The organism is Serratia sp. CY47444, from assembly GCF_052168635.1.
Lineage (GTDB): Bacteria > Pseudomonadota > Gammaproteobacteria > Enterobacterales > Enterobacteriaceae > Serratia > Serratia bockelmannii.
The window spans coordinates 65,166-90,308 of record NZ_JBJNMH010000005.1; the positions used below are offsets into that span (position 1 = coordinate 65,166).

The window sequence follows — 25,143 nt, forward strand, 5'->3', positions numbered from 1 at the left end:
GCGGGGGACATGATGCGGCATTTTCTTGGCGTTGACGTCGGCGGCACCAATACCCGCCTGTTGTTGATGAATGATGACGGCGAGTTCAGCGGGTACCGCAAGATAGCGACCGCCGACTGGGCGCAGCAGGCCGATCCGCTGGCGGCGTTGGGCCGCCTGATCGCCGGGCATTGCGAGGATCGTCAGGTGGCGCAGGTGATGCTGGGGCTGCCGGGGATCCTCAGTCGCGATCGCTCGCGGGTGCTGTCGCTGCCGTTTATTCCGGCGCTGGACGCCCAGCCGGTGGCGGTGCTGTTGGCCGATTTGTTGGCGTTGCCGGTGCGAATGGACAAGGACGTCAACCATCTGCTGTGGTGGGATTTGCAGCAGCTGCCGGCGCTGCCGCAGGTGGCGGTGGGGCTGTATCTGGGCACCGGCATGGGCAACAGCCTGTGGCTGAACGGCGACTTTTATCACGGGGCGCACGGCGCCGCCGGCGAGCTGGGTCACATTCCCTGGCCCGGCCATCAGGGCGAGTGCCCGTGCGGTAAACGGGGCTGCGTCGAGAGCCTGACTTCCGGCCATTGGCTGACCGGCTGGGCGCGCGCCAACGCGGCACAAACGCCGTTCGACCGGCTGTTTGAGCGCCACGGCGATCATCCGGATCTGCGGCGCTTCGTCGAACGATTGGCGCAGACCATCGCCATCGAAATGAACGTGCTCGATCCCCAGCGGCTGATCCTGGGCGGCGGCGTGATCGCCATGAGCGGTTTCCCGTTGGCGCACCTTGAGCAAGAGATCCGCCGCCATTTACGCGGGCCGCAGCCGGCGCAGGGGCTGGCGATCTCCGTCAGCCGCCTGACCGATGAAACCGGCTGCAAAGGCGCCTGCCTGGCCGCCCGGCGCCACCTCCAATTGAGCAGGGAGTACCCGCAATGAAAGGCAAAGTCTGCGTGTTCGGTTCGTTCAACCTAGATATCGTCGCCGGCATGGCGCGCTTTCCGCAGCCCGGTGAATCGCTGATCGCCCGCAACAGCATGATGGGCGCGGGCGGTAAGGGCGCCAACCAGGCCACCGCCGCGCTGCGCGCCGGGGCGCGGGTGCATTATATCGGCAAGGTGGGGCGCGACGACTTCGGCACGTTCGCCCGGCGCCACCTCGCCGCCGCCGGTTTCGATGCGGTGACTCTGTTCTCGACCGGCGATTGCCCCACCGGCAATGCGCTTATCTACGTTGCCGGCGAGGAGGCGGAAAACATGATCGCCGTCGATCCCGGCGCCAACCTGACGGTCAGCGAAGACGAGGTGCGTCAGTGCCGGCCGGCGATCGCCGCGGCGGATATTCTGCTGACTCAATTGGAGAACAACCTGCCGGCGATCGAGCAGGTGATCGCCATTGCCCGCGAAGCGCAAACGTTCATCATACTCAACCCGGCGCCGTTTCAGCCGGTGCCGGACAGCCTGTTGGCGCAGGTCGATCTGCTGACGCCCAACGCCACCGAGTGCACGTTGCTGACCGGCGTGCCGGTGCGCGATGTGGCTTCGGCGCGCCAGGCGGCGCAGGTGTTGCACGCTAAGGGCATTCGTTTGCTGATCGTGACGTTGGGCACGCAGGGGGCGTTGTTCTCGGACGGGGAAAACAGCGAGCTGATCCCGGCGTTTCCGGCGCAGCCGAAAGACACCACCGGCGCGGGCGATGCGTTTAACGGCGCCCTGGCGGCGCAGCTGGCAAATCAGGTGCCGTTAGCCGATGCGGTGCGCTTTGCCGCCGCCTACGCATCGGTCTGCGTGGAACGGGCCGGGGCGGCGGGATCGATGCCGAGCTATGAGGAGGCGTTGGAACGCCAGCAGGCGTTCGCTTGACGAAGACGGGCTGCGGCCAAGAAGCGGCAGCCCGGTCCCTTACTTCAACCAGCCTTTGCGCTGCGCATCCCGCAGGTGTTGCTCCATATGGTGCCACAGCTCGGGGTGTACGTCGGCGATCGATGCATTGCGCGCCAGCACCTGCTCCAGGCTGATGTTGTTTTCCACCCAGCTCTGGCCTTCATTGTGCAGGTTCATCAGCATCGGCATGGTGCGATCCAGCAGCAGAGCGAAGCGTGCATCGGCGCTTTCGCCATCTTCATACTCCTGCCATAAAGCGGTGAAATACTCGCGCTGAGCCTCCGGCAACATGCCGAACAGACGACGTGCCGCCGCCACTTCCTGATCGTGGATCGCTGCGCGGGCCGCCAGATCGTAGACCAGCACGTCGCCGGCGTCGATTTCTACGATGTCATGCAGCAGCGCCATCTGGATCACGCGCTGAATGTCTACGTCATCACCGGCGTAGGGCGCCAGGCTCATGGCGGCGATGGCGAAGTGCCAGCTGTGTTCGGCGGAGTTTTCCTGGCGCTGGGTGCCCAGCACTTTGGTGCGGCGTTGAACACCTTTCAACTTATCGATTTCCATCAGGAATTGGATGACTTGGGTCATTGAGCCGAAATCTAACGCGGGTACAGCGGATGACATGGTGTAAACCTCAAGGTGGGTGGGTTGAAGCCTGACGATTGTAGACCACCGGGCGGGGGATTTCGATGGTTACACGCGTTCACATTTTTATTTTAGCGTACACGTGTACACTGGAATTATTCTCAGTTAAGCTGCTTTGCGTTAATTTCGAACAAAGCAGGGCATTTTGAGGGGTTGCGCGTTATGGGGAAAACGGACGTAGTGAAAGCCGGGAGCAATAAGATTGTCGCCGCGGCTTATCCGTGGGCGGAAGAGATCGCCAACAGCATCAGCCACGGCATCGGGCTGGTGTTCGGCATCGTCGGCCTGGTGTTGCTGTTGGTGCAGGCGGTGAATACCGGCGCCGATGCGACGGCCATCACCAGTTACAGCCTGTACGGCGGTAGCATGATCCTGCTGTTTCTCGCTTCCACGCTCTACCATGCGATCCCGCATCAGAAGGCCAAGCATTGGCTGAAAAAATTTGACCACTGCGCCATTTATCTCCTGATTGCCGGCACTTATACCCCGTTTTTACTCGTGGGGCTGGATTCGCCGCTGGCGAAGGGCCTGATGGCGGTAATCTGGGGATTGGCGCTGCTCGGCGTGCTGTTCAAGCTGGCCTTCGCCCACCGTTTTGAAGCCCTGTCGCTGGTGACCTACCTGACGATGGGCTGGCTGTCGCTGATCGTAATTTATCAGTTGGTTACGCGGCTGGAGGCCGGCGGCGTCACGCTGCTGGCGATCGGCGGGGTGGTCTATACCCTGGGCGTGATTTTCTACGCCTCCAAGCGCATTCGCTTTGGCCACGCCATCTGGCACGCCTTCGTGCTCGGCGGCAGCGCCTGCCATTTCATGGCGATCTACCTCTACGTCTAAGCGTTCCCGCTACGTCTGAATGCGTATTGAACTGGCGCCTCTTTTGTTTTAAAAAAGAGGCGCTTGCTTCTTTCGGGTATCCAGCAAGCCCGTTCCTTCATTTCTGAGCCCGCATACCGTTTCTTTAACCTCTGTTCAGGACTCACCAAGATGATCGTTCGCTTATCCAAAGCGCTGCTGGTCTGCGCTATCGCCTTGTTCGCTTCGCTGGTCGCCTTCGGCAACATCACCGACTACGGTTCCAACTTCGCCTTCGTGCGCCACGTCTTTATGATGGACACGATTTTCCCCGACGCCACCATCGGATACCGCTCGATACAGACGCCGTGGCTGCATCACGCCGGTTATATTTTCATCATCGCGCTGGAAAGCCTGACCGCACTGCTGTGCTGGATTGGCGGCCTGCGTTTGTTGGGCGGCCTGAAACTGCCTGCGCACGCCTTTAACGGTCGGAAAAAGCTGGCGGTAGTGGGGCTGACGCTGGGTTTTCTCACCTGGCAGGTCGGCTTTATGTCGATTGGGGGCGAGTGGTTTGGCATGTGGATGTCGAAGCAGTGGAACGGCGTGCCGGATGCGTTTCGCTTCTTCGTCACCATCATTCTGGTGCTGATTTATCTGGTGCAGCGCGACGGGGAATTAGACGAGTAATGAAGATGGCCGCAGGCAGGGCGCCTGCGGCCGACGGATTATTTCTCTTCGGCCAGCGAGTAGGGCAACGGTTTGATCGCCAGTTGGCTGGCGGCATCGTCGCGCACCCGCAGCTGGCTGTCGGCATCCAAATCGTTGTTCATCACCACCTGTACCCACAGCGTGCCGTCGGCCAGTTGGCTCGACGCCAATACGGTGCCGGTGCGGCGCCAGTTTTCACCCAGTTGGAGCTCCAGATCTTCCGCCGCCTGCGGGGCGCGGGCCGCTTTACCTTCCAGCCAGTAGAGCGCCCGCTTGTTGGCACCGCGGAATTTGGCGCGCGCCACCATCTCCTGACCGGTATAGCAGCCCTTGCTGAAGCTGATGCCTTCCAGCGCCTGCAGGTTGGTAGCCTGCGGGATCAGCTGTGCGCTGTTGGCAGCGTCGATAACCGGATAACCGGCTTCGATCTCCAGCGCCAGCCATTGGCTGCTGTCATTCAGCTCTGCCTGGTCATGCAGCTTGCCGATCAGCTGTTCGGCCACGGCGGGGCGGGTCACCAGCAGAAAACGTTCCGCCGGCGTAGCGAAGTGCAGAATCGTGGTCTCGCCGTCCTGCACCACCGGGTGCTCGGCGTCCGGCAACGTGGCGAACAGGCCCGTCAGCGCGGCGCGCGCCTGGAAACCGGCGACGCCCAGCAACACCGCGTCATTATCGGCGGCGATAGTGACTTTGGAGAACACCGCGTATTTTTTGATTTCAGCCAGCTGGCTGTCCAGCACGCTGCGGCGTTCCAGATAGGCGAAGCCTTCGCCACGGTGGAACAGACGCAGGTTGCTCCACATTTTGCCCTTGGCGTCACAGTGGGCGCACAGCACGTGCTGATCGGCCGCCAGCGCGTCGATGTCCGCCGTCACCTGGCCCTGAAGATATTTCACTGTGTCCGGCCCGTTCAACGTCACCAGCGCCCAATCTTCCAGCGAGATCAGCGTCAGGGGGAGATGGGTGGAAGCGGAGGGCTGACGGGGTGGGAATGGAATGTTATGCGCCATAGTAAGTTCCTGCTCAACGTTTAGCTTACCTGAAGGGTATTGAACCCATGGTAAAAGAGGCGGCGGGCTTTGCAAACTGTTATTCGCGCCGTGGGACCGGGGGGCGCTTTTTTTGGCATTTTGCGCTTTATTACGTTTTCCGCAGCAAAGCGCCTTCCCGGCGTGTATGTCAAATTGTTACTCTATAGGCTTGCGGCCAGGGCACCCTTGCAGACAGATCCCCGGCTGATGGAATTATATTGCGACGGCGTTGCCATACAGTGTGTCATTTGAACCCTGCGCTGGCGCTGCCGCGCTGAAAAGAGGTGAGTCATAACAACATGGATATTAACAACAAAGCACGTATTCACTGGGCTTGCCGTCGTGGCATGCGCGAGCTGGACATCTCCATCATGCCGTTCTTCGAATACGAATACGACAGCCTGAATGACGCGGACAAGGCGCTGTTTATCCGCCTGCTGGAGTGTGACGATCCCGATCTGTTCAACTGGCTGATGAATCATGGCGCGCCGCAGGACGGCGAGCTGCAGAGAATGGTGACCCTGATCCAAACGCGAAATAAAGACCGTGGCCCAGTGGCGATGTGATATCCGCATTTCCTGGCGCACCCAGCTTTTTTCCCTGTTGACTCATGGCGTTCTGATCTTGCTGATCCTGATCTCGCCCTGGCCGGAAGGTTATGGCCCGCTTTGGCTGGTGCTGCTGACGCTGGTGGTGTTTCAGTGCATTCGTAGCCAGAAGCGCATCGCCGCAGTGCAGGGCGAGCTGCGGCTGCTGGCGGACAGGCGTTTCAGCTGGCACGGCCGAGAATGGCGGCTGGCGAAAAAGCCCTGGATGCCGGGCTACGGCCTGCTGCTGACGCTGCAGCCGATGGAAGGCAAAAAGCGCCGCCGGCTGTGGCTGGCTTCCGACTGCATGAGCAAAGAGGAGTGGCGCCACCTGCGGCAGCTGTTGCTGTATCCGCCGGCGGGTAACGGCGAGGAACCCTGATGAAACCCGTGCTCTGGTTGGTGGAGGATGAACCCAGCATTGCCGATACGCTGGTTTACACGCTGGAGAGCGAAGGCTTCGAAGTACGCTGGTTCGAACGTGCGGAACCGGCGTTGCAGGCGTTGGCGCAAGGCGCGCCCGCGCTTGCTATCCTCGATGTCGGTTTGCCGGATATCAACGGTTTTGAATTGTGTCGCCGCCTGCTGGCTCAGGCGGCTGACCTGCCGATTCTGTTTCTTACCGCCCGCAGTGATGAAGTGGATCGCCTGATCGGGCTGGAGATCGGCGCCGACGACTATGTCGCCAAGCCGTTCTCCCCTCGCGAGGTCAGCGCCCGGGTGCGCACCATTTTGCGCCGCCTGCATAAGCAGCAGCGCCTGCAACAGAGCGCGCGCTACCATTTCGGCGCTTTCACGCTCGACGAAGACGCGGCCACCATCTCCTACCATCAGCGGCCGCTGCCGCTGACCCGTTATGAATACCTGCTGCTGAAGACGCTGTTGTTGGCGCCTGGACGGGTGTTCTCGCGGCAGCAACTGATGGAAAGCGTTTGGGCGCAGGCGGAAGAAAGCCTGGATCGCACCGTCGATACCCACATCAAGACGCTGCGCGCCAAGCTGCGTGCGGTTGAGCCCGGTGAGCCGCCCATCCACACCCACCGCGGATTGGGCTACAGCGTGAGCCGCCAGCCATGAAAATTGGCCTGCGCCTGCTGCTGGGATATTTTCTGATCGTGGCGGTGGCCGGGTACTTCGTGCTGAGCATTTTCGTCCAGGAAGTGAAGCCCGGCGTGCGGCGCGCTACCGAAGGCACGCTGGTGGACACCGCCAACCTGTTGGCGCAAATCGCCCGTCAGGACATGCAGCGCGGCGATGCGGCGCATGGCCAACTGGCGCAGGCGTTCACGCAGCTGAACCAGCGGCCGATCGGCGCCAATATCTCCGGCATCCGCAAGGATCGCAGTGAATACCACGTCTATCTTACCGATGCCCAGGGCCGGGTCATTTTCGATTCTGCCGGCCGCGCGCAGGGGCAAGACTACTCGCGCTGGAATGACGTTTATCGGACGCTGCGCGGCCAGTACGGCGCCCGCAGCACCCGTAGCGATCCAGAAGATGAAAACAGTTCGGTGATGTATGTGGCCGCGCCGGTGATAGAACAAGGGCGTATTATCGGCGTGCTCACCGTGGGCAAACCCAACAGCACCATGGCGCCGGTGATCAAACGCAGCGAACGGCGCATTCTATGGGCCGGCGCGTTGCTGCTGGGGATTGCGTTGCTGATCGGCGCGGTATTCGTCTGGTGGATCAACCGTTCGATAGGCCGGCTGGTGCGTTATGCCGACGGGGTGGCGCAAGGGGAAAGCGCGCCGCTGCCCAAAGTGGGCGGGCGGGAATTGACGCAGCTGGCGCAGGCGTTGGAGAGCATGCGACTGAAGCTGGAAGGTAAAGCTTATATCGAACAGTATGCACATACCCTGACGCATGAGCTGAAAAGCCCGCTGGCGGCGATCAGGGGCGCGGCGGAGCTGTTGCAGGAGCTGCCACCGCCGGATACCGCCCGGCGTTTTCTCACCAACATCGAGCAGCAAAGCGCACGCATCCAGCAGCTGGTGGACAAACTGCTGGTGCAGGCGCGGCTGGAGAGCCGGCCAGACATGGAGACCGTGCCCATCGCGATCGCGGCGCTGGTCAGCCAGACGATGGCGGGCAAAGAGGCGCAGGCGATGCAGCGCGGCGTCAGATTGCAACTGGAGGCGTTGGCGGAGGTGACGCTGAACGGCGATGCGTTGCTGATCAGCCAGGCGTTGACCAACCTGCTGGACAACGCGATCGACTTTACCCCGCCGGGCGGTTGCGTCAGCGTGCGAGGCGAACGGCGGGAACAGCATTACTGCATCAGCGTCTGTGACGACGGCAGCGGCATTCCTGACTACGCCCTCGATAAAGTGTTCGAACGTTTTTATTCGCTGCCGCGCGCCGAACGGCCGAAAAGCAGCGGGCTGGGCCTGAACTTCGTGCAGGAAGTCGCCCGTCTGCATCATGGCGGCATTCACCTGCGCAACCGCCGGCCGCACGGGGTGGAAGCGACTTTCATGTTATCGCTGTGACTTCACCTTCCCTTCACATAACCACATTCTGATTTCACCTGCGGGTTTTATCGTGGCCTTATTACCTACGAGGAGCGAGCATGATGAAATCGGTACTTTTCTGGAAAATAACCACGCTGCTGGGATTGATGGTGGTGATGTTGATCCCCATCGCCCAGCTGATGAGCGTGATCGACGAACGCAGCGGCTATCGGCAAAGCGTGGTCGGGCAGGTGAGCGAAAGCACCAGCGGGGCGCAGCGCGTGCTCGGTCCGTTGATTGTCATTCCCTATGTCGAACGCGAAGAGAAGAAAGACGAGAAAGGACAAACGGTAGTGCAGCGGGTGCAGCATTACCGCTATTTGCTGCCGGAGTCGCTTCAGGTACAGGGCGCGCCGAATGTGGAGGTGCGCAAGTTGGGCATTTATCAGACGCAGGTTTACCAGGGGCCGCTGAACTTCAAGGTGCGTTTCGGCCAGCCGGAGCTGACGGATTTGCAACGCGCCAACGTGACCGTCGGCCAGCCGTTCCTGCTGGTGGCGCTGAGCGACTCTCGCGGCATCAAGCGCATTTCCCCGCTGGCAATGCCGCAGCCGGTGGCGTTTGAGCCGGGCACCGGCGTGGGCTCGTTGCGCCAGGGGATCCACGCACCGCTGACGTTGACGGCGCTGCAACAAAAAGAGGGGCTGAACGCTGACTTTACCCTGACGTTGGCGGGCACCAGTAGCCTGTCGCTGGTGCCGCTGGGGCGCAGCAGCGAGCTGCAGCTGCAAAGCAACTGGCCGCACCCGAATTTCCTCGGCAACTTCCTGCCGGACGAACGCAAGGTGACGGAGCAAGGGTTTAGCGCTCGCTGGCGCAGCACCTGGTTCGCCAACAACATCAACAGTGCGTTCCATTACGACGATGGCATTATCGACGAGGACAAGCTGCCGGCCTTCAGCGCCAGCTTGGTCGAACCGGTCGATCACTACCAGCTGACCGAGCGCGCGGTCAAATACGCGCTGCTGTTTATCGGGCTGACGTTTATGGCGTTTTTCCTGTTCGAAACCCTAACCGGGCTGCGGGTGCACCCGATTCAGTACCTGCTGGTCGGTGCGGCGCTGGTGTTGTTCTACCTGATTCTGCTGGCCTTCTCCGAACACCTGGGATTCGCTCCCGCTTACCTGGCGGCCAGCATCGCCTGCAGCGGACTGATCGGCTTCTATCTGAGCGCCGTACTGCGCGGCAAGCTGCGCGGTGCGCTGTTCGCCGCGAGCCTATTGTTGTTGTACGGCGTGCTCTATTTGCTGTTGCAGTCGGAGGACAATGCGTTGGTGCTGGGAGCCGGGCTGCTGTTCGCCATTCTGGCGGGCATTATGCTGTTGACGCGCAAACTGGACTGGTATCAGGTGGCCGATCCGGCGCGTTTGACCAAGGAAACACCGGTCGGGGAAGATGAGCCACGCTTCCGGCTGTGGAAATAAGCGAGGGGAATCGGGCGCGCTCAGCGCCCGATAGCGGCTACAGCAGCGGCTCCATCTCCAGCAGGATCTGTTCGCACCATTGCTGCAGGCGCTCTTCGCTCAGATCGTATTGGTTGACCTCATCGAGCGCCAGGCCGACGAAGTGTTTGCCGTCGGCGCTCAGCGGTTTGGGGCTGGTGAACTCGAAGCCCTCCGTTGGCCAGAAGCCGATGAACTGCACGCCCAGCGGCGCGATGTGATCGTGCAACATGCCCAGCGCGTCAAGGAACCACTCACCGTAACCGAGCTGATCGCCCATGCCGTACATGGCGACGATCTTGCCTTTCAGATCCAGCTCTGGCAACTGCGGCCAGATCGCTTCCCAGTCTTCCTGCAGTTCGCCGAAATCCCAGGTCGGGATGCCGAGGATCAGAATGGAATAGTCCTCCATCAGCTTGGGCGAGACGTCTTTCAGGTTGTGCAGGTCGACCAGGTCTTCACCCAGAATCTCACGGATTTTTTCTGCCGCCATCTCGGTGTAGCAGGTGCTGGAGCCGTAAAACAGACCAATCTTCATGTGTAAACCGTTACGTTGCTGTTTAGAGAATTGCAGCGAGTATACCTGATTTGCGTCGGCTTAAGGCATAATGGCGCGGGTGGAAATGCAACAAAGAGAGGACCGCGTGCAACAGCAAGACAATGCGCTGATTGAACAATTCCTGGATGCGCTGTGGCTTGAGCGCAATCTGGCGGAAAATACGCTGGCCTCCTACCGGCTGGATTTGCAGGCCCTGGGCGCCTGGCTTGGCCAGCAAAATACCACCTTGCTGCAGGCGCAGGCGTTGGATCTGCAGGCGTTTCTCGCCGAGCGGGTGGACGGCGGCTACAAGGCCACCAGCTCCGCGCGCTTGCTGAGCGCCATGAGGCGCCTGTTTCAATATCTGTATCGCGAGAAGCTGCGCGCCGACGATCCCACTGCGCAACTGGCGTCTCCCAAGCTGCCGCAGCGTTTGCCGAAGGATCTGAGCGAGGCGCAGGTCGATGCGCTGTTGCAGGCGCCCTGCGTCGATCAACCGCTGGAGCTGCGCGACAAGGCGATGCTCGAAGTGTTGTACGCCACCGGGCTGCGGGTTTCCGAGCTGGTGGGGTTGAGCATCAGCGACGTCAGCCTGCGCCAGGGCGTGGTGCGGGTGATCGGCAAGGGCAACAAGGAGCGGCTGGTGCCGCTGGGCGAAGAGGCGGTCTACTGGATCGAAAATTACCTGGAGCACGGCCGCCCATGGCTGGTCAATGGCCAGACGCTGGATGTGCTGTTCCCCAGCACCCGCTGCCAGCAAATGACCCGACAGACGTTCTGGCATCGCATCAAACACTATGCCATCCTTGCGGGCATCGACAGCGAGCGTCTGTCGCCGCACGTGTTGCGGCACGCGTTCGCCACCCATTTGCTGAACCATGGGGCCGATCTCCGTGTCGTACAGATGTTGTTAGGGCACAGCGATCTCTCGACCACGCAAATTTATACACATGTAGCGACCGAACGACTGAAACAGCTACATCAACAGCATCACCCGCGCGCCTGAGCGGCGGGTTCGAAAGGATTGGAACAATGAAAAAAGGTTTAATGCTGCTCTCTCTGTTGGTGGCTTCGGTGGCCGGCGCCGCCCATGCCGATGACGCGGCGATCAAAAAAGCGCTCGCCAGCCTGGGTATCCAGCAGGCGGACGTGCAGCCTTCACCGGTAAACGGCCTGAAAACCGTGCTGACCGACAGCGGCGTGCTGTACGCCTCCGAAGACGGCAAGCACATCCTGCAGGGCCCGCTGTTTGACGTCAGCGGCAAAGAGCCGGTCAACGTGACCAACCAACTGCTGGGCACCAAGATGGACGCGCTGAAAGATCAGATGATCGTTTACAAAGCGCCGAAAGAGAAACACGTGATCACCGTGTTCACCGACATCACCTGCGGTTACTGTCACAAACTGCATCAGCAGATGAAAGAGTACAACGATCTGGGCATTACCGTGCGTTACCTGGCATTCCCGCGCCAGGGGCTGGCTTCCCAGGCTGAAAAAGACATGCAGTCGATCTGGTGCACCGCCGACAAGGCCAAGGCGTTCGACGCCGCCATGAAGGGCGATGCCGTTTCTCCGGCGACCTGCAAAACCGACATCAGCAAGCATTACGAGCTGGGCGTGCAGTTCGGCATTCAGGGCACGCCGGCCATCATCCTGGAAAACGGCATGATGATCCCGGGCTATCAGGGGCCGAAAGAGATGGCCGCCATGCTGGATGCGCACCAGGCCGCCACCAAAGCCGGTGGTTAATCGCCGGTGAGTATTAAAACGCAACTACGCCGCCGCCCGGCGGCGGACGACACGCATCTGCCCGCCAGTTTGCCGCCGCTGCTGCGTCGGCTTTACGCCCTGCGCGGCGTGCAGGCTGAGCAAGAGCTGGAACGCGGCGTCAAGGGCATGCTGCCCTGGCAACAGCTGGACGGCATCGACGACGCCGTCGGCCTGCTGCAACAGGCGCTGGCCGACGGCCGCCGCATCATGGTGGTGGGCGATTTCGACGCCGACGGCGCCACCAGCACCGCGCTGACGGTGCTGGCGCTGCGCAGCATGGGCGGCGCAGCCGTCGATTATCTGGTGCCTAACCGTTTCGAAGACGGTTATGGCCTGAGCCCCGAAGTGGTGGAGCAGGCGGCGGCACGCGGCGCAGAACTCATTGTCACCGTCGATAACGGCATCTCCTCCCACGCCGGCGTCGACGTGGCGCACGCCAAGGGCATGCAGGTGCTGGTGACCGATCATCACCTGCCGGGCGAGACCCTGCCGGCGGCCGAAGCGATCGTTAACCCCAACCTGCGCGGCTGCGCCTTCCCGTCCAAATCGCTGGCGGGGGTTGGTGTCGCGTTCTACCTGATGCTGGCGCTGCGCGCCCGCCTGCGGGACAGCGGCTGGTTCGAGCAGCGCGCGCTGGCGATGCCCAATCTGGCGGAGCTGCTGGACCTGGTGGCGCTCGGCACCGTGGCCGACGTGGTGCCGCTGGATGCCAACAACCGTATTCTGGTGTATCAGGGGTTAAACCGCATCCGCGCCGGCAAATGCCGACCGGGCATCCGCGCGCTGCTTGAAGTGGCTAATCGCGATGCCCGCCAACTGGCGGCCAACGATCTCGGTTTCGCTCTCGGTCCGCGCCTCAATGCCGCCGGCCGGCTGGACGACATGTCTATCGGCGTGGCGTTGCTGCTGAGCGACGACATTGCGCAGGCGCGTATGCTGGCCAACGATCTCGATGCGCTGAACCAGACGCGACGCGAGATAGAGCAGGGCATGCAGGTGGAAGCCCTGCAGCTGTGCGATCAGCTGGAGCGCACCAGCACCGAGCTGCCTTACGGGCTGGCGATGTATCACCCGGAATGGCACCAGGGCGTGGTGGGCATCCTCGCTTCGCGCATCAAAGAGCGTTTCCACCGCCCGGTGATCGCGTTCGCACCGGCGGGCGACGGCATACTGAAAGGCTCCGGCCGTTCGGTGCCCGGCCTGCACATGCGCGATGCGCTGGAGCGGCTGGATATGCTGAACCCCGGGCTGATGATGAAGTTCGGCGGCCACGCGATGGCGGCCGGATTGTCGCTGGAAGAGGCCAAATTCGACGAGTTCCGCCAGCGTTTCGGCGAGTTGGTGGGTGAATGGCTCGATCCGGCGATGCTGGAAGGGGTGATCTGGTCCGACGGCGAACTGGCGATGCAGGAGCTGTCGCTGACAACGGCGGAGCTGCTGCGCGAGGGCGGCCCGTGGGGCCAGGCGTTCCCGGAACCGACCTTCGACGGCAAGTTCCGCATCCTGCAGCAGCGGCTGGTGGGCGAGAAACACCTGAAGCTGATGGTGGAGCCGCTCGGCGGCGGCCCGTTGCTCGACGGCATCGCGTTCAACGTGGACACCACGCTGTGGCCTGACAGCAGCGTGCGCGAGGTGGAACTGGCCTACAAGCTCGACGTCAACGAGTTTCGCGGCAACCGCAACGTGCAGCTGCTGATCCAGCATCTTTGGCCGCGCTGAGGCGAAATTGACGTTCGTGCATCGGTCAGTGACTGGTGCACGAACGCTCATCAGTTTCGTGGTGAGATGATCAGGCTGGCGACCCCTTTCTGTTCGATAATTTCCAGCATTCTGAGCGCGGCTCCCTGGGGTTTTACCGCGTTACGTTCCCATTTTTGTACGCTGGTGGTCGACATGTTGACCACGGCCGCTAAATCGGCCTGGCTCAGGCCGAGCCGTCTGCGCAGCATTTTGATGCGTGCGCCGTCCATTTGATCATGCTGCTCACGCTGGGCATGTTGTTCCTGCGCCTGTACTCGTGTGGCGATGTTGCGTACGGTATCGTCTGACACCGCACCGATCTCATTAAAACGCTGTGCCATTTTTTGCAGTCTGAGCAGGCGATTATCAGTCATCGCATTTCACCTCTCGCAAGTAGCCGCTATCGATGGCTCGTTTGATAATTTCCGGCGGCATGGCAAGAAAATCTCTGGCGAGCTCGCGCTAGGTTGCCAATTCATCATCGTTGATTTCTTTTGCACCGTTCTGTTTTACGGTGTTTTTCAGCCATCCATCAATAAAATACTGATGACGACCGCGTTTAAACGCCACGATGGATCGAGCGCCACCCCGTTTACCCCGATTGAGCGAAATACGTTTCTTGTAGACGCCGCCGCCCAGATCGCCGTCATGGTTACCGTGTGCGAGTTCGTGAGCCGCGGTGCAAATCTTTTGATCGACGATGCGATTTTTCTTCATAAATTTGTCGAAATCATCCGTGACGAAAATGTCCATTTTGGCACCGCCTGTCCCTGTGAGTCATCATAGCGACTATAGTCTCAATGACCACATTGCTCAATACTTGAACAGCTTAGCGGCGTGAGGGGCACCGGTAATAAAACGCTGGTGAAATTCCTGCTCTTCCTGCCACCCGCTTTGTCGCCCGATCGCCACAAAAACTGACCAACTCGCTATAAACTGCCGCCCGGATCCGTTAGAATTAGCGGTTCCAATGGCATTCCGCCATCGACGACATCAACGTAAAAGAACGAAACCATGTTTGAAATTAATCCGGTAAAAAACCGAATTCAGGACCTGTCCGAGCGGACTGCGGTTCTTAGGGGGTATCTTTGACTATGATGCCAAGAAGGAACGCCTAGAAGAAGTCAACGCCGAGCTGGAGCAGCCGGACGTTTGGAACGAGCCGGAGCGCGCACAGGCGCTCGGCAAAGAGCGCGCCGCGCTGGAAGCCATCGTTGAAACCATCGATCAGCTGGAGCAGGGCGGCGAAGACGTCGGCGGGCTGCTGGAACTGGCGGTGGAAGCCGACGATGAAGAGACCTTCAACGAAGCGGTCGCCGAGCTGGATCAACTGATGAGCAAGCTGGATCAGTTGGAATTCCGCCGCATGTTCTCCGGCGAATACGACAGCGCCGACTGCTACCTGGATATCCAGGCCGGTTCCGGCGGCACCGAAGCGCAAGACTGGGCCAGCATGCTGCTGCGCATGTACCTGCGCTGGGCCGAAGCCAAGGGCTTCAAGACCGAAGTGATCGAAGAATCCGACGGCGACGTCGCGGGCCTGAAATCGGCCACCATCAAGATCATCGGCGACTACGCGTTCGGCTGGTTGCGCACTGAAACCGGCGTGCATCGCCTGGTGCGCAAGAGCCCGTTCGATTCCGGCGGCCGTCGCCACACCTCGTTCAGCTCGGTGTTCATCTACCCGGAAGTGGACGACGATATCGATATCGAAATCAACCCGGCGGATCTGCGTATCGACGTGTACCGCGCCTCCGGTGCGGGCGGTCAGCACGTCAACAAGACCGAATCCGCCGTACGTATTACTCACCTGCCAACCAACATCGTGGTGCAGTGCCAGAACGATCGTTCTCAGCATAAGAACAAGGATCAAGCGTTTAAACAGCTGCGAGCCAAGCTGTACGAGTTTGAGATGCAAAAGAAAAATGCTGATAAGCAGACGATGGAAGACAACAAGTCCGACATCGGCTGGGGCAGCCAAATCCGTTCTTACGTGCTGGATGACTCCCGCATCAAGGATTTGCGCACCAACGTCGAAACGCGTAACACGCAGGCCGTACTGGATGGCGACCTGGATAAATTCATTGAGGCAAGTTTGAAAGCCGGGTTATGAGGAATAGAAATGTCTGAACAACAAGTACAGGGCGCCGATCAGGCGCTGGATCTCAATAACGAACTGCAGTCCCGCCGCGAGAAGCTGGCCGGCCTGCGTGAGAACGGCATTGCGTTCCCGAATGACTTCCGTCGCGATTCCACCTCCGACAAACTGCACGCCGCGTACGGTGATAAAGACAACGAAGAGCTGGAAGCGCTGGGCGTAGAAGTGACCGTCGCCGGCCGTATGATGACCCGCCGCATTATGGGCAAGGCATCCTTCGTTACGCTGCAGGACGTGGGCGGCCGCATTCAGCTGTACGTCGCGCGCGACGATCTGGCTGAAGGCGTGTACAACGAGCAGTTCAAGAAGTGGGACCTGGGCGATATCCTCGGCGCGCGCGGCAAGCTGTTCAAAACCAAGACCGGCGAACTGTCGATCCACTGCACCGAGCTGCGTCTGCTGACCAAAGCGCTGCGCCCGCTGCCGGACAAATTCCACGGCCTGGCAGATCAGGAAACCCGTTACCGCCAGCGTTACCTGGATCTGATCGCCAACGAAGAGTCGCGCAACACCTTCAAAGTGCGTTCGCAGGTGATGTCGGCTATCCGTAACTTCATGGTGGAACGCGGCTTCATGGAAGTCGAAACCCCGATGATGCAGGTGATCCCGGGCGGCGCATCCGCGCGTCCGTTCATCACGCACCACAATGCGCTGGATATCGATATGTACCTGCGCATCGCGCCGGAACTGTATCTGAAGCGCCTGGTGGTCGGTGGCTTCGAACGCGTGTTCGAAATCAACCGCAACTTCCGCAACGAAGGCGTTTCTCCGCGTCACAACCCAGAGTTCACCATGATGGAACTCTACATGGCTTACGCGGATTACAAAGACCTGATCGAGCTGACCGAGACCCTGTTCCGCACCCTGACCGAGAAAGTGCTGGGCACCTCTCAGGTGCAGTACGGCGACGAAGTGTTCGACTTCGGCAAGCCGTTCGAGAAGCTGACCATGACCGAGGCGATCAAGAAATACCGTCCGGAAACCGATCTGGCTGACCTGGCCGACATGGGTAAAGCGGTGGCCATCGCCGAATCCATCGGCATCAAGGTTGAGAAGAGCTGGGGCCTGGGCCGCGTCGTGACCGAGATCTTCGAAGAAGTGGCGGAAAGCCATCTGATTCAGCCGACCTTCATCACCGAGTACCCGGCTGAAGTGTCGCCGCTGGCGCGCCGCAACGACGTGAACCCGGAAATCACCGACCGCTTCGAGTTCTTCATCGGCGGCCGTGAAATCGGCAACGGTTTCTCCGAGCTGAACGACGCCGAAGACCAGGCGCAGCGCTTCGCCGATCAGGTGAACGCCAAAGACGCCGGCGACGACGAAGCGATGTTCTACGACGAAGACTACGTCACCGCGCTGGAGCACGGCCTGCCGCCGACCGCCGGTCTGGGCATCGGTATCGACCGTATGGTCATGCTGTTCACCAACAGCCACACCATCCGCGACGTGATTCTGTTCCCGGCGATGCGCCCACAGAAATAATCGCGTTTAGCGTGAAACCACCGGTGCAGGCAACTGCGCCGGTTTTTTTTCGTCTACGGGACTTAACCGCTTAAAACATCGACAGTTACGCGCCATCTCCGCTTGCCCGCCGCCGATAACCGGTTATAATGCCTGTCGCACACCGATGCGGGTGTAGTTCAATGGTAGAACGGCAGCTTCCCAAGCTGCATACGAGGGTTCGATTCCCTTCACCCGCTCCAAAACCTCCGTAAACATCACCCCATTGAGCTATAACCGTTTTCAGAAAAGCTGATTCTCAACGATTGCATCACCGTTTGGTGTGGGTTGACGTGTGAGACGATCAAGCCGCTGGCCTGGCATCTTACCGCGATAACACAACGCGCCATCCAGTCCTGATGCGGGTGTGAGCCACCGTTGCTGCCCACACCGCGTTATTGCCGCTTAACTCCACTTCTGTTTAGCCCCGGAGGGCAGGCGGTTATCCGTTTCTTCGCAGGAGCGATCGCATTCTTTCGGCAGCAGGAAGGTGATACTTCCCGCCAGCAGCAGCGATGCCGCCAGCGCGCAAACCGCGACGTTCTGTCCGTACACATAAATCATGACGCCTACCAGATAGGGGCCGCAGAACCCACCGAGGTTGCCCAGCCCGTTGATCACCCCGCGTGCGCTGCCCGCCACTTCTGTCGTCGCAATGCGACCGGGAATAGACCAGAAGGGGCTGGTCGCCGCTTTAAGGAAGAAGCCGCACACCACCAACGCGATATAGGCGGCCACCACGTGCTCATGCAGGATCACCGAGGCTATCAGCGCCGCTGCAAAACAGTACAGGGAGATCCTGACCCACAAACGGCGGTTACCGCTGCGATCGCTGAACATCGAAATCACATAAATCCCCGCCAGAGTGGCAACAAACGGCAGGATCGCCAATATCCCAACATTGGCCATGCTGCCACCGGTCAGATTTTTCAAGATGGTGGGCAGCCACAACGTATACCCATAGTCACCGGTTTGGTAGAAGAAATTCAGCACGACCAGGCGCATCAATCCCTTGTTGCGGAACACCGCTTTTAGCGGCGCTTTGGCCGCCGGCGCCATCCCTTCTCGCGCTTTGCGCTCCCGGGCCAGCTCGGTCAATAAATAGTCGCGTTCCTTCGCCGGCAGCCAACGCGCTTCTTCCGGGCGGTCACTGATCACCAGCCACCAAATGGTCAACACCACGATCGACAATAAGCCTTCGATAATGAACAGCCAGCGCCAGTCGAGGGCGGCAATAATCGCGCCGGAAACCGGGGCGGTCAGCATCCCTCCTAGTGGGGCAAACATCATGACAAAGGCATTGGCCCGGCCCAGTTCTTTTTCCGGGAACCAATTGCTGACCATGGTCAGCACGACGGGCAACATTCCCCCTTCGGAGATCCCGAGAATAAAACGCAGCACAAGCAGCTGATATTCATGGGTGACAAAGCCGGTGGCGATAGAGACAATCGCCCAGGCCACGAGCGACCAGGCGATAAAACGTTTCCCGCTACCGTAAACCGCAAGTCGTCCGCCAGGGATTTGCAGAAATAAATAACCAATAAAAAATATCCCACTGGCCACGCCAGCCATTTGGCTGGTAATACCTAAATCCTGTTCCATGCCGCCCGGCAGAGCAAAGCTGATATTAACGCGATCCATAAATGAAATAATGCAGGTGACAAGGATCGGCGCGATAACCCGCAGCCAGCGAGTTCCTGGTATTTTATCGGTCATAGTAATGCCTCGATGATATCCGCCACGATAAGCGGATATTTTGTTAGGCTGAATAAAAATGATGGTGCGCCATTCAGGCGATCATTTTTATTGAATTAAGCCAGGAATATCCTGATGGGAAAAATAACCTGCGAGATTATCCAAAACGGATTGGCTCATTCCCTGGCGGGTTTCTACGGTAGCGCTGGCCACGTGGGGCTGAAGCAAAACATTCTCGAGCGCAAAAAACGCTGTCGGGACATGGGGCTCGTTTTCAAACACATCCAGAGCGGCCCCGGCGATAACATGATTTTGTAACGCCTTTATCAGCGCCGCCTCATCGACCAGGCTGCCGCGGGCGATATTGATAAGCCAGGCACGATCGGGCATGGCGTTAAATACGCTGGCATCAATAATCCCGCGGTTTTCCGCACTGCCAGATGCCGCGATCACCAGGAAATCACTCTGCGCTGCGAGCGTGTGCAGATCGGCGCACCACTGGTAATCCAGGTCGTCTTTGCGCCGGCGGTCAGTATACAGGATGGTCATATCGAAGCCTTTCGCCCGGCGGGCGATGGCTTGGCCAATATTCCCCATGCCAAAAATACCGATGCGCTTACCGCTCACTTTGGTCGCCAGCGGTGGCGGCGTCGTTTCCCAGCGGCCTTCGCGTACAAAACGGTCTCCTTGGCAGAGGCGGCGGCTGGCGGACAGCAAGAGCCCCATCGCCAGATCGGCCACATCATCGGTCAGCACGCCGGCGGTGATCCCGACGCTGATATGGCGTTCCCGGGTGTAGTTGAGGTCGATAGCGTCGGTTCCCACGCCAAAAACAGCAATCATGCCCGCCTGCGGCAGCTGCTCCAGCGTCTCCCGGGTTACCCCCACGTCGCCACGGGTGACCACCGCCTGAACGTCTGCGCCATGGCGAGCCAGGAAGGCTGGAATATCTGATTGTTCATAGAGACGGAATACCCGGTAACTGGCGTCCAACGCGGCCTGTAAAGCATCCATCACCGGCGCGATAAGTAAAATGGTAGGTTGAGTGTCAGTGTGCATCGTTGCGATCCTGTCTGAAAACAATAGGGGATATCCTGTATCAGACGTTTTTTTACCTCTTATTATTGCGATCTACATCACGCCAAAGAGTGTTAAAAAAGCATGTTACTGCTGGCGTGATCTCGTGTGCAATTTCGTGGCTTCTGTCGATTATTATCGGGGGCGATAGCCCGTTATGCCCGTAGGCGGAGAGTGTGAAATCGGTCGATTCTGGTGAAAAGGATGAATAGCCAGTGATTTTCTGCCGTGGATCACAGGATAAGTAACGCTGTTTCGTAACACTTAATTAAGTGACTTTTGTCACAGTTTTAAACGGCTAAAAACCGTGAGATAGGCCATGACTTATTTCACCATGCCGAATGGCCTTTCAGGTGGAGTTTACTCACAGTGGTGATAGGTTGTAAATATTAGAAACAAAGCGGTTTGCTTTGTTGTTTATTCATAGTGGCGCCCGTAGAACGATCTAATAGTGATTCTGCCGTAATTACGCCGAGATTGCGTGTTGCCATAACACTATCCAACCATTGTTTTTGTCGGTGAAATACCGAGCCGATATTGACCAGAGAAAATATTATGATTATTGATGCTTTAACCACTGCCGTAAATAATAGGTTCTATCCGGCGGCCATCCGTAAAATGCTGGCCAGTATTATTGAAAATGAGCCGTACAATTTACCTGTCGGGCACTATCAGGTGCAGGGTAAACAGATGTTCTTTAACGTCGTTGAAGGGGAAACCAAACTATTGGCCGACCAGAAGCCAGAGTTTCATCGCCAGTATCTGGATATCCATCTTGTCCTGGAAGGGAAAGAAGTGATTGGCGCCGGGGTTCTGGGGCTACCTCTGCCCCTGAGTGAGCCGTTTAACGAGGCGCACGATCTTGGGTTTAGCCCGGCGATCCCCGGTGAGACTCTCATCCACCTGCAACCCGGTGAACTGGCTGTTATCTTCCCGGGTGAGTTGCACCGCCCGATGAGTACCTGCACGGCACCGGCAGCTCTGCGTAAAATTGTGGCGAAAATCGACTGCGCCCTGCTGACGTAGCAAGACGTTCAGCGGCGGCTGGTATCGCGACTTCAGGCTGCCCGGCGGAAAGCCTCGCTCATCCGCTGTCTGCAGCGATTCCGAAGAATACGCCTTTCCCGTCAAAGCCATAGCCCCTAATTTTTAAAGATTGAGTTGGGTTGAATAAATTTACGGCAGAGATTACGCCGTATTATTTACAGGGATATTTTCTTCAGGTTCACATTACATCCTTAAAGGCCGTGAGTTTACCTCTGTAGTCGATGTAGCCAATCTCATAACGCCTTGATCTTTTAATGCGGTTCCTCCCCATTGGCACAATTTTTTATTTTGGTTTGCCTGCGTCCTGATAGATATTAAAAAAACTATATAAAAATGAATTATTTCGGAGCTAACAATGTCGTTGCAAATCGTGCTTACCCGCAGGGAGGCGCTGGGAAAAATGGTGGGCGTCATCGTCGCCGCCAGCCTGTTGCCTTATTCAAATATAACCTATGCCGAACGGGCGCAAATTGCCGCCTCGCCCGTTGAATACGCGCAATTCTTGCAAATTTCGAGAAAAATTACCGAGTTTGACGATTTGGACGTCACACTCTCCGCCCGCTATTTTTCCGCACTGCGCGAACATTTTCCGCAGTTGAACTCGCAACTCAACGCCCTGTTCACCCTGAGCCAGCAAGCTACCGATGCGGAAACCTTGAACCGACATGCGATTGAACAGGGGCAGAGGGAGCTTATTCAGGCCATCGTGACCGCGTGGTATACCGGAACCGTAGATCCTTCAAGCGCCGAGCAGGGTCAGTTGATTACCTATAAAGAGGCGCTGATGTATCGCACGGTTCAGGATGCCCTGATTGTTCCGACCTGGTGCAATTTTGGTCCGCTGTGGTGGACCGGCTTGCCGCCGGGCGTTACTCGCCAACCTTCCATTCCCGCAACAGATTTGCCTGCCGTAGCCGATAAAAAATATGGGGACCGCGTGTGAAAAGCCCAATAATTAATGCTTCCGTCGATGCAGAGGCCGATGTCGTCATTGTCGGTTCCGGTATTGTGGGCGGTCTGATGGCGGATGCTTTGGTGAGCCAGGGCTACTCGGTGCTGGTACTTGAGGCAGGCCCGCGCATTGAGCGCGCACAGGCTGTGGAAAACTGGCGCAATATGCCACTGCACAATCGTGCGGGGTCGGATTTTCAGGGGCTTTACCCGCAATCGGAGTACGCCACCGCGCCGCTCTATTTCCCGGAGAACGACTATATCAAACTGACCGGCCCCAATGGCTCTGGCTTTAAACAGGGCTATTTGCGTGTGGTGGGGGGAACCACCTGGCACTGGGCCGCTTCTTGCTGGCGCAACCATCCCAATGATTTTCGCATGAAATCTCTCTATGGCGTGGGGAGAGACTGGCCTATTTCTTACGAAGATATCGAACCGTGGTACGCGAAAGCCGAAGAGGAAATAGGCGTTGCCGGCCCGAATAATCCGGAGTGGCAGTCCCCTGCGGAACGCAGCGGGCCTTACCCGATGGACATGGTGCCTTGGGCCTACGGCGACAGACGCATTGCTGAGATTGTTAATCCTCACGGTTTTAAATCGGTGCCCATTCCGCAAGGCCGCAGCACCCGGCCCTGGAACGGACGGCCCACCTGCTGCGGCAATAACAATTGCCAGCCGATTTGCCCGATCGGGGCGATGTACAACGGTATTCACCACGTTGAACGGGCCGAACACAAGGGGGCGAAGGTGATCCCTGAAGCGGTGGTGTACAAAATTGACACCGACGACAATAACCGCGTCACCGCCGTTCACTGGTATGACACGGCGCACAACTCCCATCGGGCGATCGGTAAAACGTTCGTTCTGGCCTGCAATGGGATTGAGAACCCGCGCTTGCTGTTGCTGGCGGCCAACGAAAAGAACCCGAACGGCATCGCGAACAGCTCGGATCAGGTGGGACGCAACATGATGGATCACTCGGGCCTGCACTGCTCCTTCCTGGCGCGAGAGGCCCTGTGGGTTGGCCGCGGCCCGGCGCAGAGCAGCTGCATGGTGGGGTATCGTGACGGCGCGTTCCGCAGCGACCACTCCGCCAACAAGATCATCATCAACAACATCAACCGGGTGATCCCCTCCGCCCTTGAAGTCCTGAAAACGGGCAAGGTCGGCAAGGCGCTGCAGGATGAAGTGCGCGATCGCGCCAGCCGCTCGGTGGATCTCTCCATCAGCCTGGAACCGCTGCCGGACCCGAACAACCGTCTGACCCTGAGCCCCACTCGCAAAGACAAGCATGGCCTGGCCTGCCCGGACATCCACTACGACGTCGGCGATTACGTGCGCAAAGGGCTGGAAGTGGTCAAAACCCAGCTACGGCAGATTGGCGACTTGTTCGATGCGCAAGAGTTTGTGATTAACGACAAGCTGAATGCCAACAACCACATTATGGGCGGCACGATCATGGGCAGCGACCCCACGAACTCGGTGGTGAACGGTAATTGCCGCGCTCACGATCACGACAACCTTTGGATCCCGGGTGGAGGCGCCATGGTTTCAGCCAGCGTTGTCAACACCACGTTGACGATGGCGGCGCTTGGACTCAAGGCGGCCAATGACGTACTTCGAGCCCTGGAGAGCAAATGAATAAAATCACCCACGCGCTGGCAGCGACGCTGCTGCTGGGAAGCGGTTTTGCGGCGCATGCCCAGGACGGCGATCTGATCGCTAAAGGGCAAGCGCTGGCTATCGCCTCGGACTGCATGGCCTGCCATACGAATACGCAGCAGCAGGGTAAACCTTTTGCCGGGGGGTACGGCATCGCTTCCCCCATGGGCACTATCTACGCCACCAATATTACTCCATCGGTAAAATACGGTATCGGCGGCTATTCCGAAGCGGCGTTTGCCGACGTGCTGCGCGCCGGGATCCGGAAAGATGGGGCGTATCTCTATCCGGCCATGCCCTACACCGCCTACACCCGTCTGAGTGATGACGAGATCCACGCTCTGTATACCTATTTCATGCATGGCGTTGCCCCGGTCGATGAGCCGGCCAAGCACCAAACCGATCTGCCGTTTCCGTTCAACATCCGCCTCTCCATGGCGGTGTGGAACAGGCTTTATTTGGACAATCGGCGCTTCACCCCGGATCTGACGAAAGGTGAGGCGTGGAACGAAGGGGCCGCGCTGGTGCAGGGCCCGGCTCACTGCGGAACCTGTCATACGCCGCGTAATGTGCTGATGGCGGAAGACAATTCGCGCTTCCTGATGGGGGCATCGTTGGGCTCTTGGTACGCGCCGAATATCACCGCAGATCGCCAAGAAGGGATCGGTGGCTGGAGCGAGCAGGAGTTAGTGGCCTACCTGAAAACCGGTCGGGCGGAAGGGCGCGCGCAAGCGGCGGGGCCAATGGCTGAAGCCGTTGAGCACAGCTTCCAATACCTGACCGACCGGCAGCTGCAGGCGATAGCGACTTACCTGAAGACCGTGCCGTCACAGGGCGATGAGCGCCAGGGCAATAGCTTTAGTCAAGCGCATTACAACGTTGAGCACCATCTCCGCGGCATCAATTCGCCCAACGCCAACCACACGCTCAATAGCGGCGAGGCGCTCTACAGCGGCTACTGCGCCAGTTGCCATCAGCCGGATGGCAGCGGCAGTTTGAACCAGGCCTACCCTTCGCTATTCAACAACTCCACCACGGCCGCGAGCAATCCGTCAAACCTGATTGCCGTCATTTTGCAGGGGGTTGATCGCCGGGTTGACGGTAAGCACGTACTGATGCCGAGCTTTGGCGCCGGTTCCTATGTCGGAGAGCTGACGGATAAGCAGGTTGCCGACATCGCTAACTTCGTGCTGCAGAAATACGGCAACAGCACGCTGAGCGTGACTGAGGCGGACGTGAGTGAAGTCCGCGCCGGGGGCCCGAAACCGCTGTTGGCGCGCGCGCAGCCGATGATTCTGCCTGGCATGGCCGTCGCGGCGGTCGTCATTATTCTGCTGGTCCTATTCTGGCTCCGGCGCCGCAAGGCCCGTTAAGGAGACGTTCGGTCAGGTGGGTGGCGCCATCTGGCCGAATCTC

The 25,143-nt window shown here is 59.1% G+C and carries 24 protein-coding genes, 1 tRNA gene and 1 pseudogene; 19 read left to right on the plus strand and 7 right to left on the minus strand.

Going from position 1 to position 25,143, the window contains the following annotated elements; all coding sequences use genetic code 11:
• Window positions 1-9 precede the first annotated feature (9 nt).
• Together alsK and rbsK are read left to right on the plus strand one after the other, a co-directional pair.
• Entirely contained in the window at window positions 10-918 is a 909-nt protein-coding gene (alsK, locus tag ACJ8IL_RS09655; RefSeq protein ID WP_141998908.1) for an allose kinase, read from the plus strand.
• The gene (rbsK, locus tag ACJ8IL_RS09660) at window positions 915-1,841 is read left to right on the plus strand and encodes a ribokinase (protein WP_025304128.1); all 927 of its coding nucleotides are present in this window, start codon (window positions 915-917) and stop codon (window positions 1,839-1,841) included. Before alsK ends, rbsK begins: the two co-directional genes overlap by 4 nt.
• Before the next feature lie 39 nt (window positions 1,842-1,880).
• On the opposite strand, the gene ACJ8IL_RS09665 is transcribed toward rbsK, so the two are convergent.
• A complete protein-coding gene (locus ACJ8IL_RS09665; RefSeq protein ID WP_147823258.1) occupies window positions 1,881-2,489 on the minus strand; it encodes an HD domain-containing protein in 609 nt (202 codons plus the stop codon).
• A gap of 183 nt (window positions 2,490-2,672) precedes the next feature.
• Here ACJ8IL_RS09665 and trhA point away from each other — a divergent pair, with 183 nt between their 5' ends.
• Both trhA and ACJ8IL_RS09675 read left to right on the plus strand, forming a co-directional pair.
• Window positions 2,673-3,347, plus strand: coding sequence for a PAQR family membrane homeostasis protein TrhA (trhA, locus tag ACJ8IL_RS09670; RefSeq protein WP_033639467.1), 675 nt, complete (start codon window positions 2,673-2,675; stop codon window positions 3,345-3,347).
• Between the two features lie 150 nt (window positions 3,348-3,497).
• On the plus strand, window positions 3,498-3,995 hold the full coding sequence (locus ACJ8IL_RS09675) for a DUF2165 family protein (RefSeq protein WP_025304125.1): 498 nt from the start codon (window positions 3,498-3,500) through the stop codon (window positions 3,993-3,995).
• Between the two features lie 38 nt (window positions 3,996-4,033).
• On the opposite strand, the gene ygfZ is transcribed toward ACJ8IL_RS09675, so the two are convergent.
• On the minus strand, window positions 4,034-5,026 hold the full coding sequence (gene ygfZ, locus ACJ8IL_RS09680) for a tRNA-modifying protein YgfZ (protein WP_049208207.1): 993 nt from the start codon (window positions 5,024-5,026) through the stop codon (window positions 4,034-4,036).
• A 320-nt stretch (window positions 5,027-5,346) separates the two neighbouring features.
• Between ygfZ and sdhE the strand changes: the two genes are divergently transcribed.
• From sdhE to creD, 5 genes are all read left to right on the plus strand, one after another.
• Window positions 5,347-5,613, plus strand: a complete 267-nt coding sequence (gene sdhE, locus ACJ8IL_RS09685) for an FAD assembly factor SdhE (protein WP_004931679.1) — start codon at window positions 5,347-5,349, stop codon at window positions 5,611-5,613.
• On the plus strand, window positions 5,594-6,016 hold the full coding sequence (locus ACJ8IL_RS09690; RefSeq protein WP_025304123.1) for a protein YgfX: 423 nt from the start codon (window positions 5,594-5,596) through the stop codon (window positions 6,014-6,016). The genes sdhE and ACJ8IL_RS09690 overlap by 20 nt, the downstream gene beginning before the upstream one ends.
• Complete coding sequence (gene creB, locus ACJ8IL_RS09695) at window positions 6,016-6,711, plus strand: two-component system response regulator CreB (protein ID WP_025304122.1); 696 nt, start codon at window positions 6,016-6,018, stop codon at window positions 6,709-6,711. The genes ACJ8IL_RS09690 and creB overlap by 1 nt, the downstream gene beginning before the upstream one ends.
• Window positions 6,708-8,126, plus strand: a complete 1,419-nt coding sequence (creC, locus tag ACJ8IL_RS09700; protein ID WP_173888438.1) for a two-component system sensor histidine kinase CreC — start codon at window positions 6,708-6,710, stop codon at window positions 8,124-8,126. The genes creB and creC overlap by 4 nt, the downstream gene beginning before the upstream one ends.
• Before the next feature lie 80 nt (window positions 8,127-8,206).
• Window positions 8,207-9,571 carry a cell envelope integrity protein CreD gene (creD, locus tag ACJ8IL_RS09705; RefSeq protein ID WP_197835977.1) on the plus strand — a complete coding sequence of 455 codons (1,365 nt, stop codon included), beginning with the start codon at window positions 8,207-8,209 and terminating at the stop codon, window positions 9,569-9,571.
• A 37-nt stretch (window positions 9,572-9,608) separates the two neighbouring features.
• On the opposite strand, the gene fldB is transcribed toward creD, so the two are convergent.
• Window positions 9,609-10,127, minus strand: a complete 519-nt coding sequence (fldB, locus tag ACJ8IL_RS09710; RefSeq protein WP_025304119.1) for a flavodoxin FldB — start codon at window positions 10,125-10,127, stop codon at window positions 9,609-9,611.
• An 85-nt stretch (window positions 10,128-10,212) separates the two neighbouring features.
• On the opposite strand from fldB, the gene xerD reads away from it, so the two are divergent.
• From xerD to recJ, 3 genes are read left to right on the plus strand one after another with little or no spacing between them, the layout of a single operon-like run.
• Window positions 10,213-11,133, plus strand: coding sequence for a site-specific tyrosine recombinase XerD (gene xerD / locus ACJ8IL_RS09715; RefSeq protein WP_154747450.1), 921 nt, complete (start codon window positions 10,213-10,215; stop codon window positions 11,131-11,133).
• 26 nt (window positions 11,134-11,159) lie between these two features.
• The gene (gene dsbC, locus ACJ8IL_RS09720) at window positions 11,160-11,876 is read left to right on the plus strand and encodes a bifunctional protein-disulfide isomerase/oxidoreductase DsbC (RefSeq protein ID WP_025304118.1); all 717 of its coding nucleotides are present in this window, start codon (window positions 11,160-11,162) and stop codon (window positions 11,874-11,876) included.
• 6 nt (window positions 11,877-11,882) lie between these two features.
• Window positions 11,883-13,616, plus strand: a complete 1,734-nt coding sequence (gene recJ, locus ACJ8IL_RS09725; RefSeq protein ID WP_016929971.1) for a single-stranded-DNA-specific exonuclease RecJ — start codon at window positions 11,883-11,885, stop codon at window positions 13,614-13,616.
• 50 nt (window positions 13,617-13,666) lie between these two features.
• Here recJ and ACJ8IL_RS09730 read toward each other — a convergent pair whose 3' ends face one another.
• Window positions 13,667-14,011: a helix-turn-helix domain-containing protein gene (locus tag ACJ8IL_RS09730; RefSeq protein WP_025304117.1), complete on the minus strand. Its 345-nt coding sequence runs from the start codon at window positions 14,009-14,011 to the stop codon at window positions 13,667-13,669.
• Window positions 14,004-14,390, minus strand: a pseudogene (locus ACJ8IL_RS09735) (type II toxin-antitoxin system RelE/ParE family toxin). Before ACJ8IL_RS09735 ends, ACJ8IL_RS09730 begins: the two are co-directional and overlap by 8 nt.
• A gap of 261 nt (window positions 14,391-14,651) precedes the next feature.
• Between ACJ8IL_RS09735 and prfB the strand changes: the two are divergent.
• The 3 genes from prfB to ACJ8IL_RS09750 all read left to right on the plus strand — a co-directional run bounded on the left by prfB (window position 14,652) and on the right by ACJ8IL_RS09750 (window position 17,498).
• Window positions 14,652-15,750, plus strand: a protein-coding gene (gene prfB / locus ACJ8IL_RS09740; RefSeq protein ID WP_096242572.1) for a peptide chain release factor 2 whose coding sequence is annotated in 2 segments (ribosomal slippage) — window positions 14,652-14,726 and window positions 14,728-15,750 — 1,098 coding nt in all. Because the reading frame shifts where the segments join, the coding sequence is not laid out codon by codon here.
• 9 nt (window positions 15,751-15,759) lie between these two features.
• Window positions 15,760-17,277 carry a lysine--tRNA ligase gene (lysS, locus tag ACJ8IL_RS09745; protein WP_004931697.1) on the plus strand — a complete coding sequence of 506 codons (1,518 nt, stop codon included), beginning with the start codon at window positions 15,760-15,762 and terminating at the stop codon, window positions 17,275-17,277.
• Window positions 17,278-17,424: 147 nt separating this feature from the next.
• Window positions 17,425-17,498, plus strand: a tRNA-Gly gene (locus ACJ8IL_RS09750).
• Between the two features lie 202 nt (window positions 17,499-17,700).
• Here the strand turns inward: ACJ8IL_RS09750 and ACJ8IL_RS09755 are convergent.
• Both ACJ8IL_RS09755 and ACJ8IL_RS09760 read right to left on the minus strand, forming a co-directional pair.
• Complete coding sequence (locus ACJ8IL_RS09755; protein ID WP_442516515.1) at window positions 17,701-19,011, minus strand: MFS transporter; 1,311 nt, start codon at window positions 19,009-19,011, stop codon at window positions 17,701-17,703.
• An 87-nt stretch (window positions 19,012-19,098) separates the two neighbouring features.
• Window positions 19,099-20,049, minus strand: coding sequence for a 2-hydroxyacid dehydrogenase (locus ACJ8IL_RS09760; RefSeq protein WP_089196229.1), 951 nt, complete (start codon window positions 20,047-20,049; stop codon window positions 19,099-19,101).
• A 573-nt stretch (window positions 20,050-20,622) separates the two neighbouring features.
• Here ACJ8IL_RS09760 and ACJ8IL_RS09765 point away from each other — a divergent pair.
• The 4 genes from ACJ8IL_RS09765 (at window position 20,623) to ACJ8IL_RS09780 (ending at window position 25,100) form a co-directional block, all read left to right on the plus strand.
• Window positions 20,623-21,093, plus strand: coding sequence for a YhcH/YjgK/YiaL family protein (locus ACJ8IL_RS09765; RefSeq protein WP_025304114.1), 471 nt, complete (start codon window positions 20,623-20,625; stop codon window positions 21,091-21,093).
• A 376-nt stretch (window positions 21,094-21,469) separates the two neighbouring features.
• The gene (locus ACJ8IL_RS09770; RefSeq protein ID WP_261127884.1) at window positions 21,470-22,057 is read left to right on the plus strand and encodes a sorbitol dehydrogenase family protein; all 588 of its coding nucleotides are present in this window, start codon (window positions 21,470-21,472) and stop codon (window positions 22,055-22,057) included.
• Entirely contained in the window at window positions 22,054-23,706 is a 1,653-nt protein-coding gene (locus tag ACJ8IL_RS09775) for a GMC family oxidoreductase (protein ID WP_261127885.1), read from the plus strand. Before ACJ8IL_RS09770 ends, ACJ8IL_RS09775 begins: the two co-directional genes overlap by 4 nt.
• On the plus strand, window positions 23,703-25,100 hold the full coding sequence (locus tag ACJ8IL_RS09780; protein WP_060435014.1) for a c-type cytochrome: 1,398 nt from the start codon (window positions 23,703-23,705) through the stop codon (window positions 25,098-25,100). The genes ACJ8IL_RS09775 and ACJ8IL_RS09780 overlap by 4 nt, the downstream gene beginning before the upstream one ends.
• The last annotated feature ends 43 nt before the right edge of the window (window positions 25,101-25,143 follow it).

What these genes read in the sequence shown, in the direction of transcription:
- trhA (WP_033639467.1), top strand. Translation starts at nt 2,673, where the DNA reads ATGGGGAAAACGGACGTAGTGAAAGCCGGGAGCAATAAGATTGTCGCC.
- ygfZ (WP_049208207.1), bottom strand. Translation starts at nt 5,026, where the DNA reads ATGGCGCATAACATTCCATTCCCACCCCGTCAGCCCTCCGCTTCCACC.
- ACJ8IL_RS09760 (WP_089196229.1), bottom strand. Translation starts at nt 20,049, where the DNA reads ATGCACACTGACACTCAACCTACCATTTTACTTATCGCGCCGGTGATG.
- lysS (WP_004931697.1), top strand. Translation starts at nt 15,760, where the DNA reads ATGTCTGAACAACAAGTACAGGGCGCCGATCAGGCGCTGGATCTCAAT.
- ACJ8IL_RS09665 (WP_147823258.1), bottom strand. Translation starts at nt 2,489, where the DNA reads ATGTCATCCGCTGTACCCGCGTTAGATTTCGGCTCAATGACCCAAGTC.
- sdhE (WP_004931679.1), top strand. Translation starts at nt 5,347, where the DNA reads ATGGATATTAACAACAAAGCACGTATTCACTGGGCTTGCCGTCGTGGC.
- creD (WP_197835977.1), top strand. Translation starts at nt 8,207, where the DNA reads ATGATGAAATCGGTACTTTTCTGGAAAATAACCACGCTGCTGGGATTG.
- ACJ8IL_RS09730 (WP_025304117.1), bottom strand. Translation starts at nt 14,011, where the DNA reads ATGACTGATAATCGCCTGCTCAGACTGCAAAAAATGGCACAGCGTTTT.
- ACJ8IL_RS09770 (WP_261127884.1), top strand. Translation starts at nt 21,470, where the DNA reads ATGTCGTTGCAAATCGTGCTTACCCGCAGGGAGGCGCTGGGAAAAATG.
- fldB (WP_025304119.1), bottom strand. Translation starts at nt 10,127, where the DNA reads ATGAAGATTGGTCTGTTTTACGGCTCCAGCACCTGCTACACCGAGATG.
- ACJ8IL_RS09675 (WP_025304125.1), top strand. Translation starts at nt 3,498, where the DNA reads ATGATCGTTCGCTTATCCAAAGCGCTGCTGGTCTGCGCTATCGCCTTG.
- creB (WP_025304122.1), top strand. Translation starts at nt 6,016, where the DNA reads ATGAAACCCGTGCTCTGGTTGGTGGAGGATGAACCCAGCATTGCCGAT.
- alsK (WP_141998908.1), top strand. Translation starts at nt 10, where the DNA reads ATGATGCGGCATTTTCTTGGCGTTGACGTCGGCGGCACCAATACCCGC.
- dsbC (WP_025304118.1), top strand. Translation starts at nt 11,160, where the DNA reads ATGAAAAAAGGTTTAATGCTGCTCTCTCTGTTGGTGGCTTCGGTGGCC.
- ACJ8IL_RS09780 (WP_060435014.1), top strand. Translation starts at nt 23,703, where the DNA reads ATGAATAAAATCACCCACGCGCTGGCAGCGACGCTGCTGCTGGGAAGC.
- xerD (WP_154747450.1), top strand. Translation starts at nt 10,213, where the DNA reads ATGCAACAAAGAGAGGACCGCGTGCAACAGCAAGACAATGCGCTGATT.
- ACJ8IL_RS09755 (WP_442516515.1), bottom strand. Translation starts at nt 19,011, where the DNA reads ATGACCGATAAAATACCAGGAACTCGCTGGCTGCGGGTTATCGCGCCG.
- ACJ8IL_RS09765 (WP_025304114.1), top strand. Translation starts at nt 20,623, where the DNA reads ATGATTATTGATGCTTTAACCACTGCCGTAAATAATAGGTTCTATCCG.
- creC (WP_173888438.1), top strand. Translation starts at nt 6,708, where the DNA reads ATGAAAATTGGCCTGCGCCTGCTGCTGGGATATTTTCTGATCGTGGCG.
- rbsK (WP_025304128.1), top strand. Translation starts at nt 915, where the DNA reads ATGAAAGGCAAAGTCTGCGTGTTCGGTTCGTTCAACCTAGATATCGTC.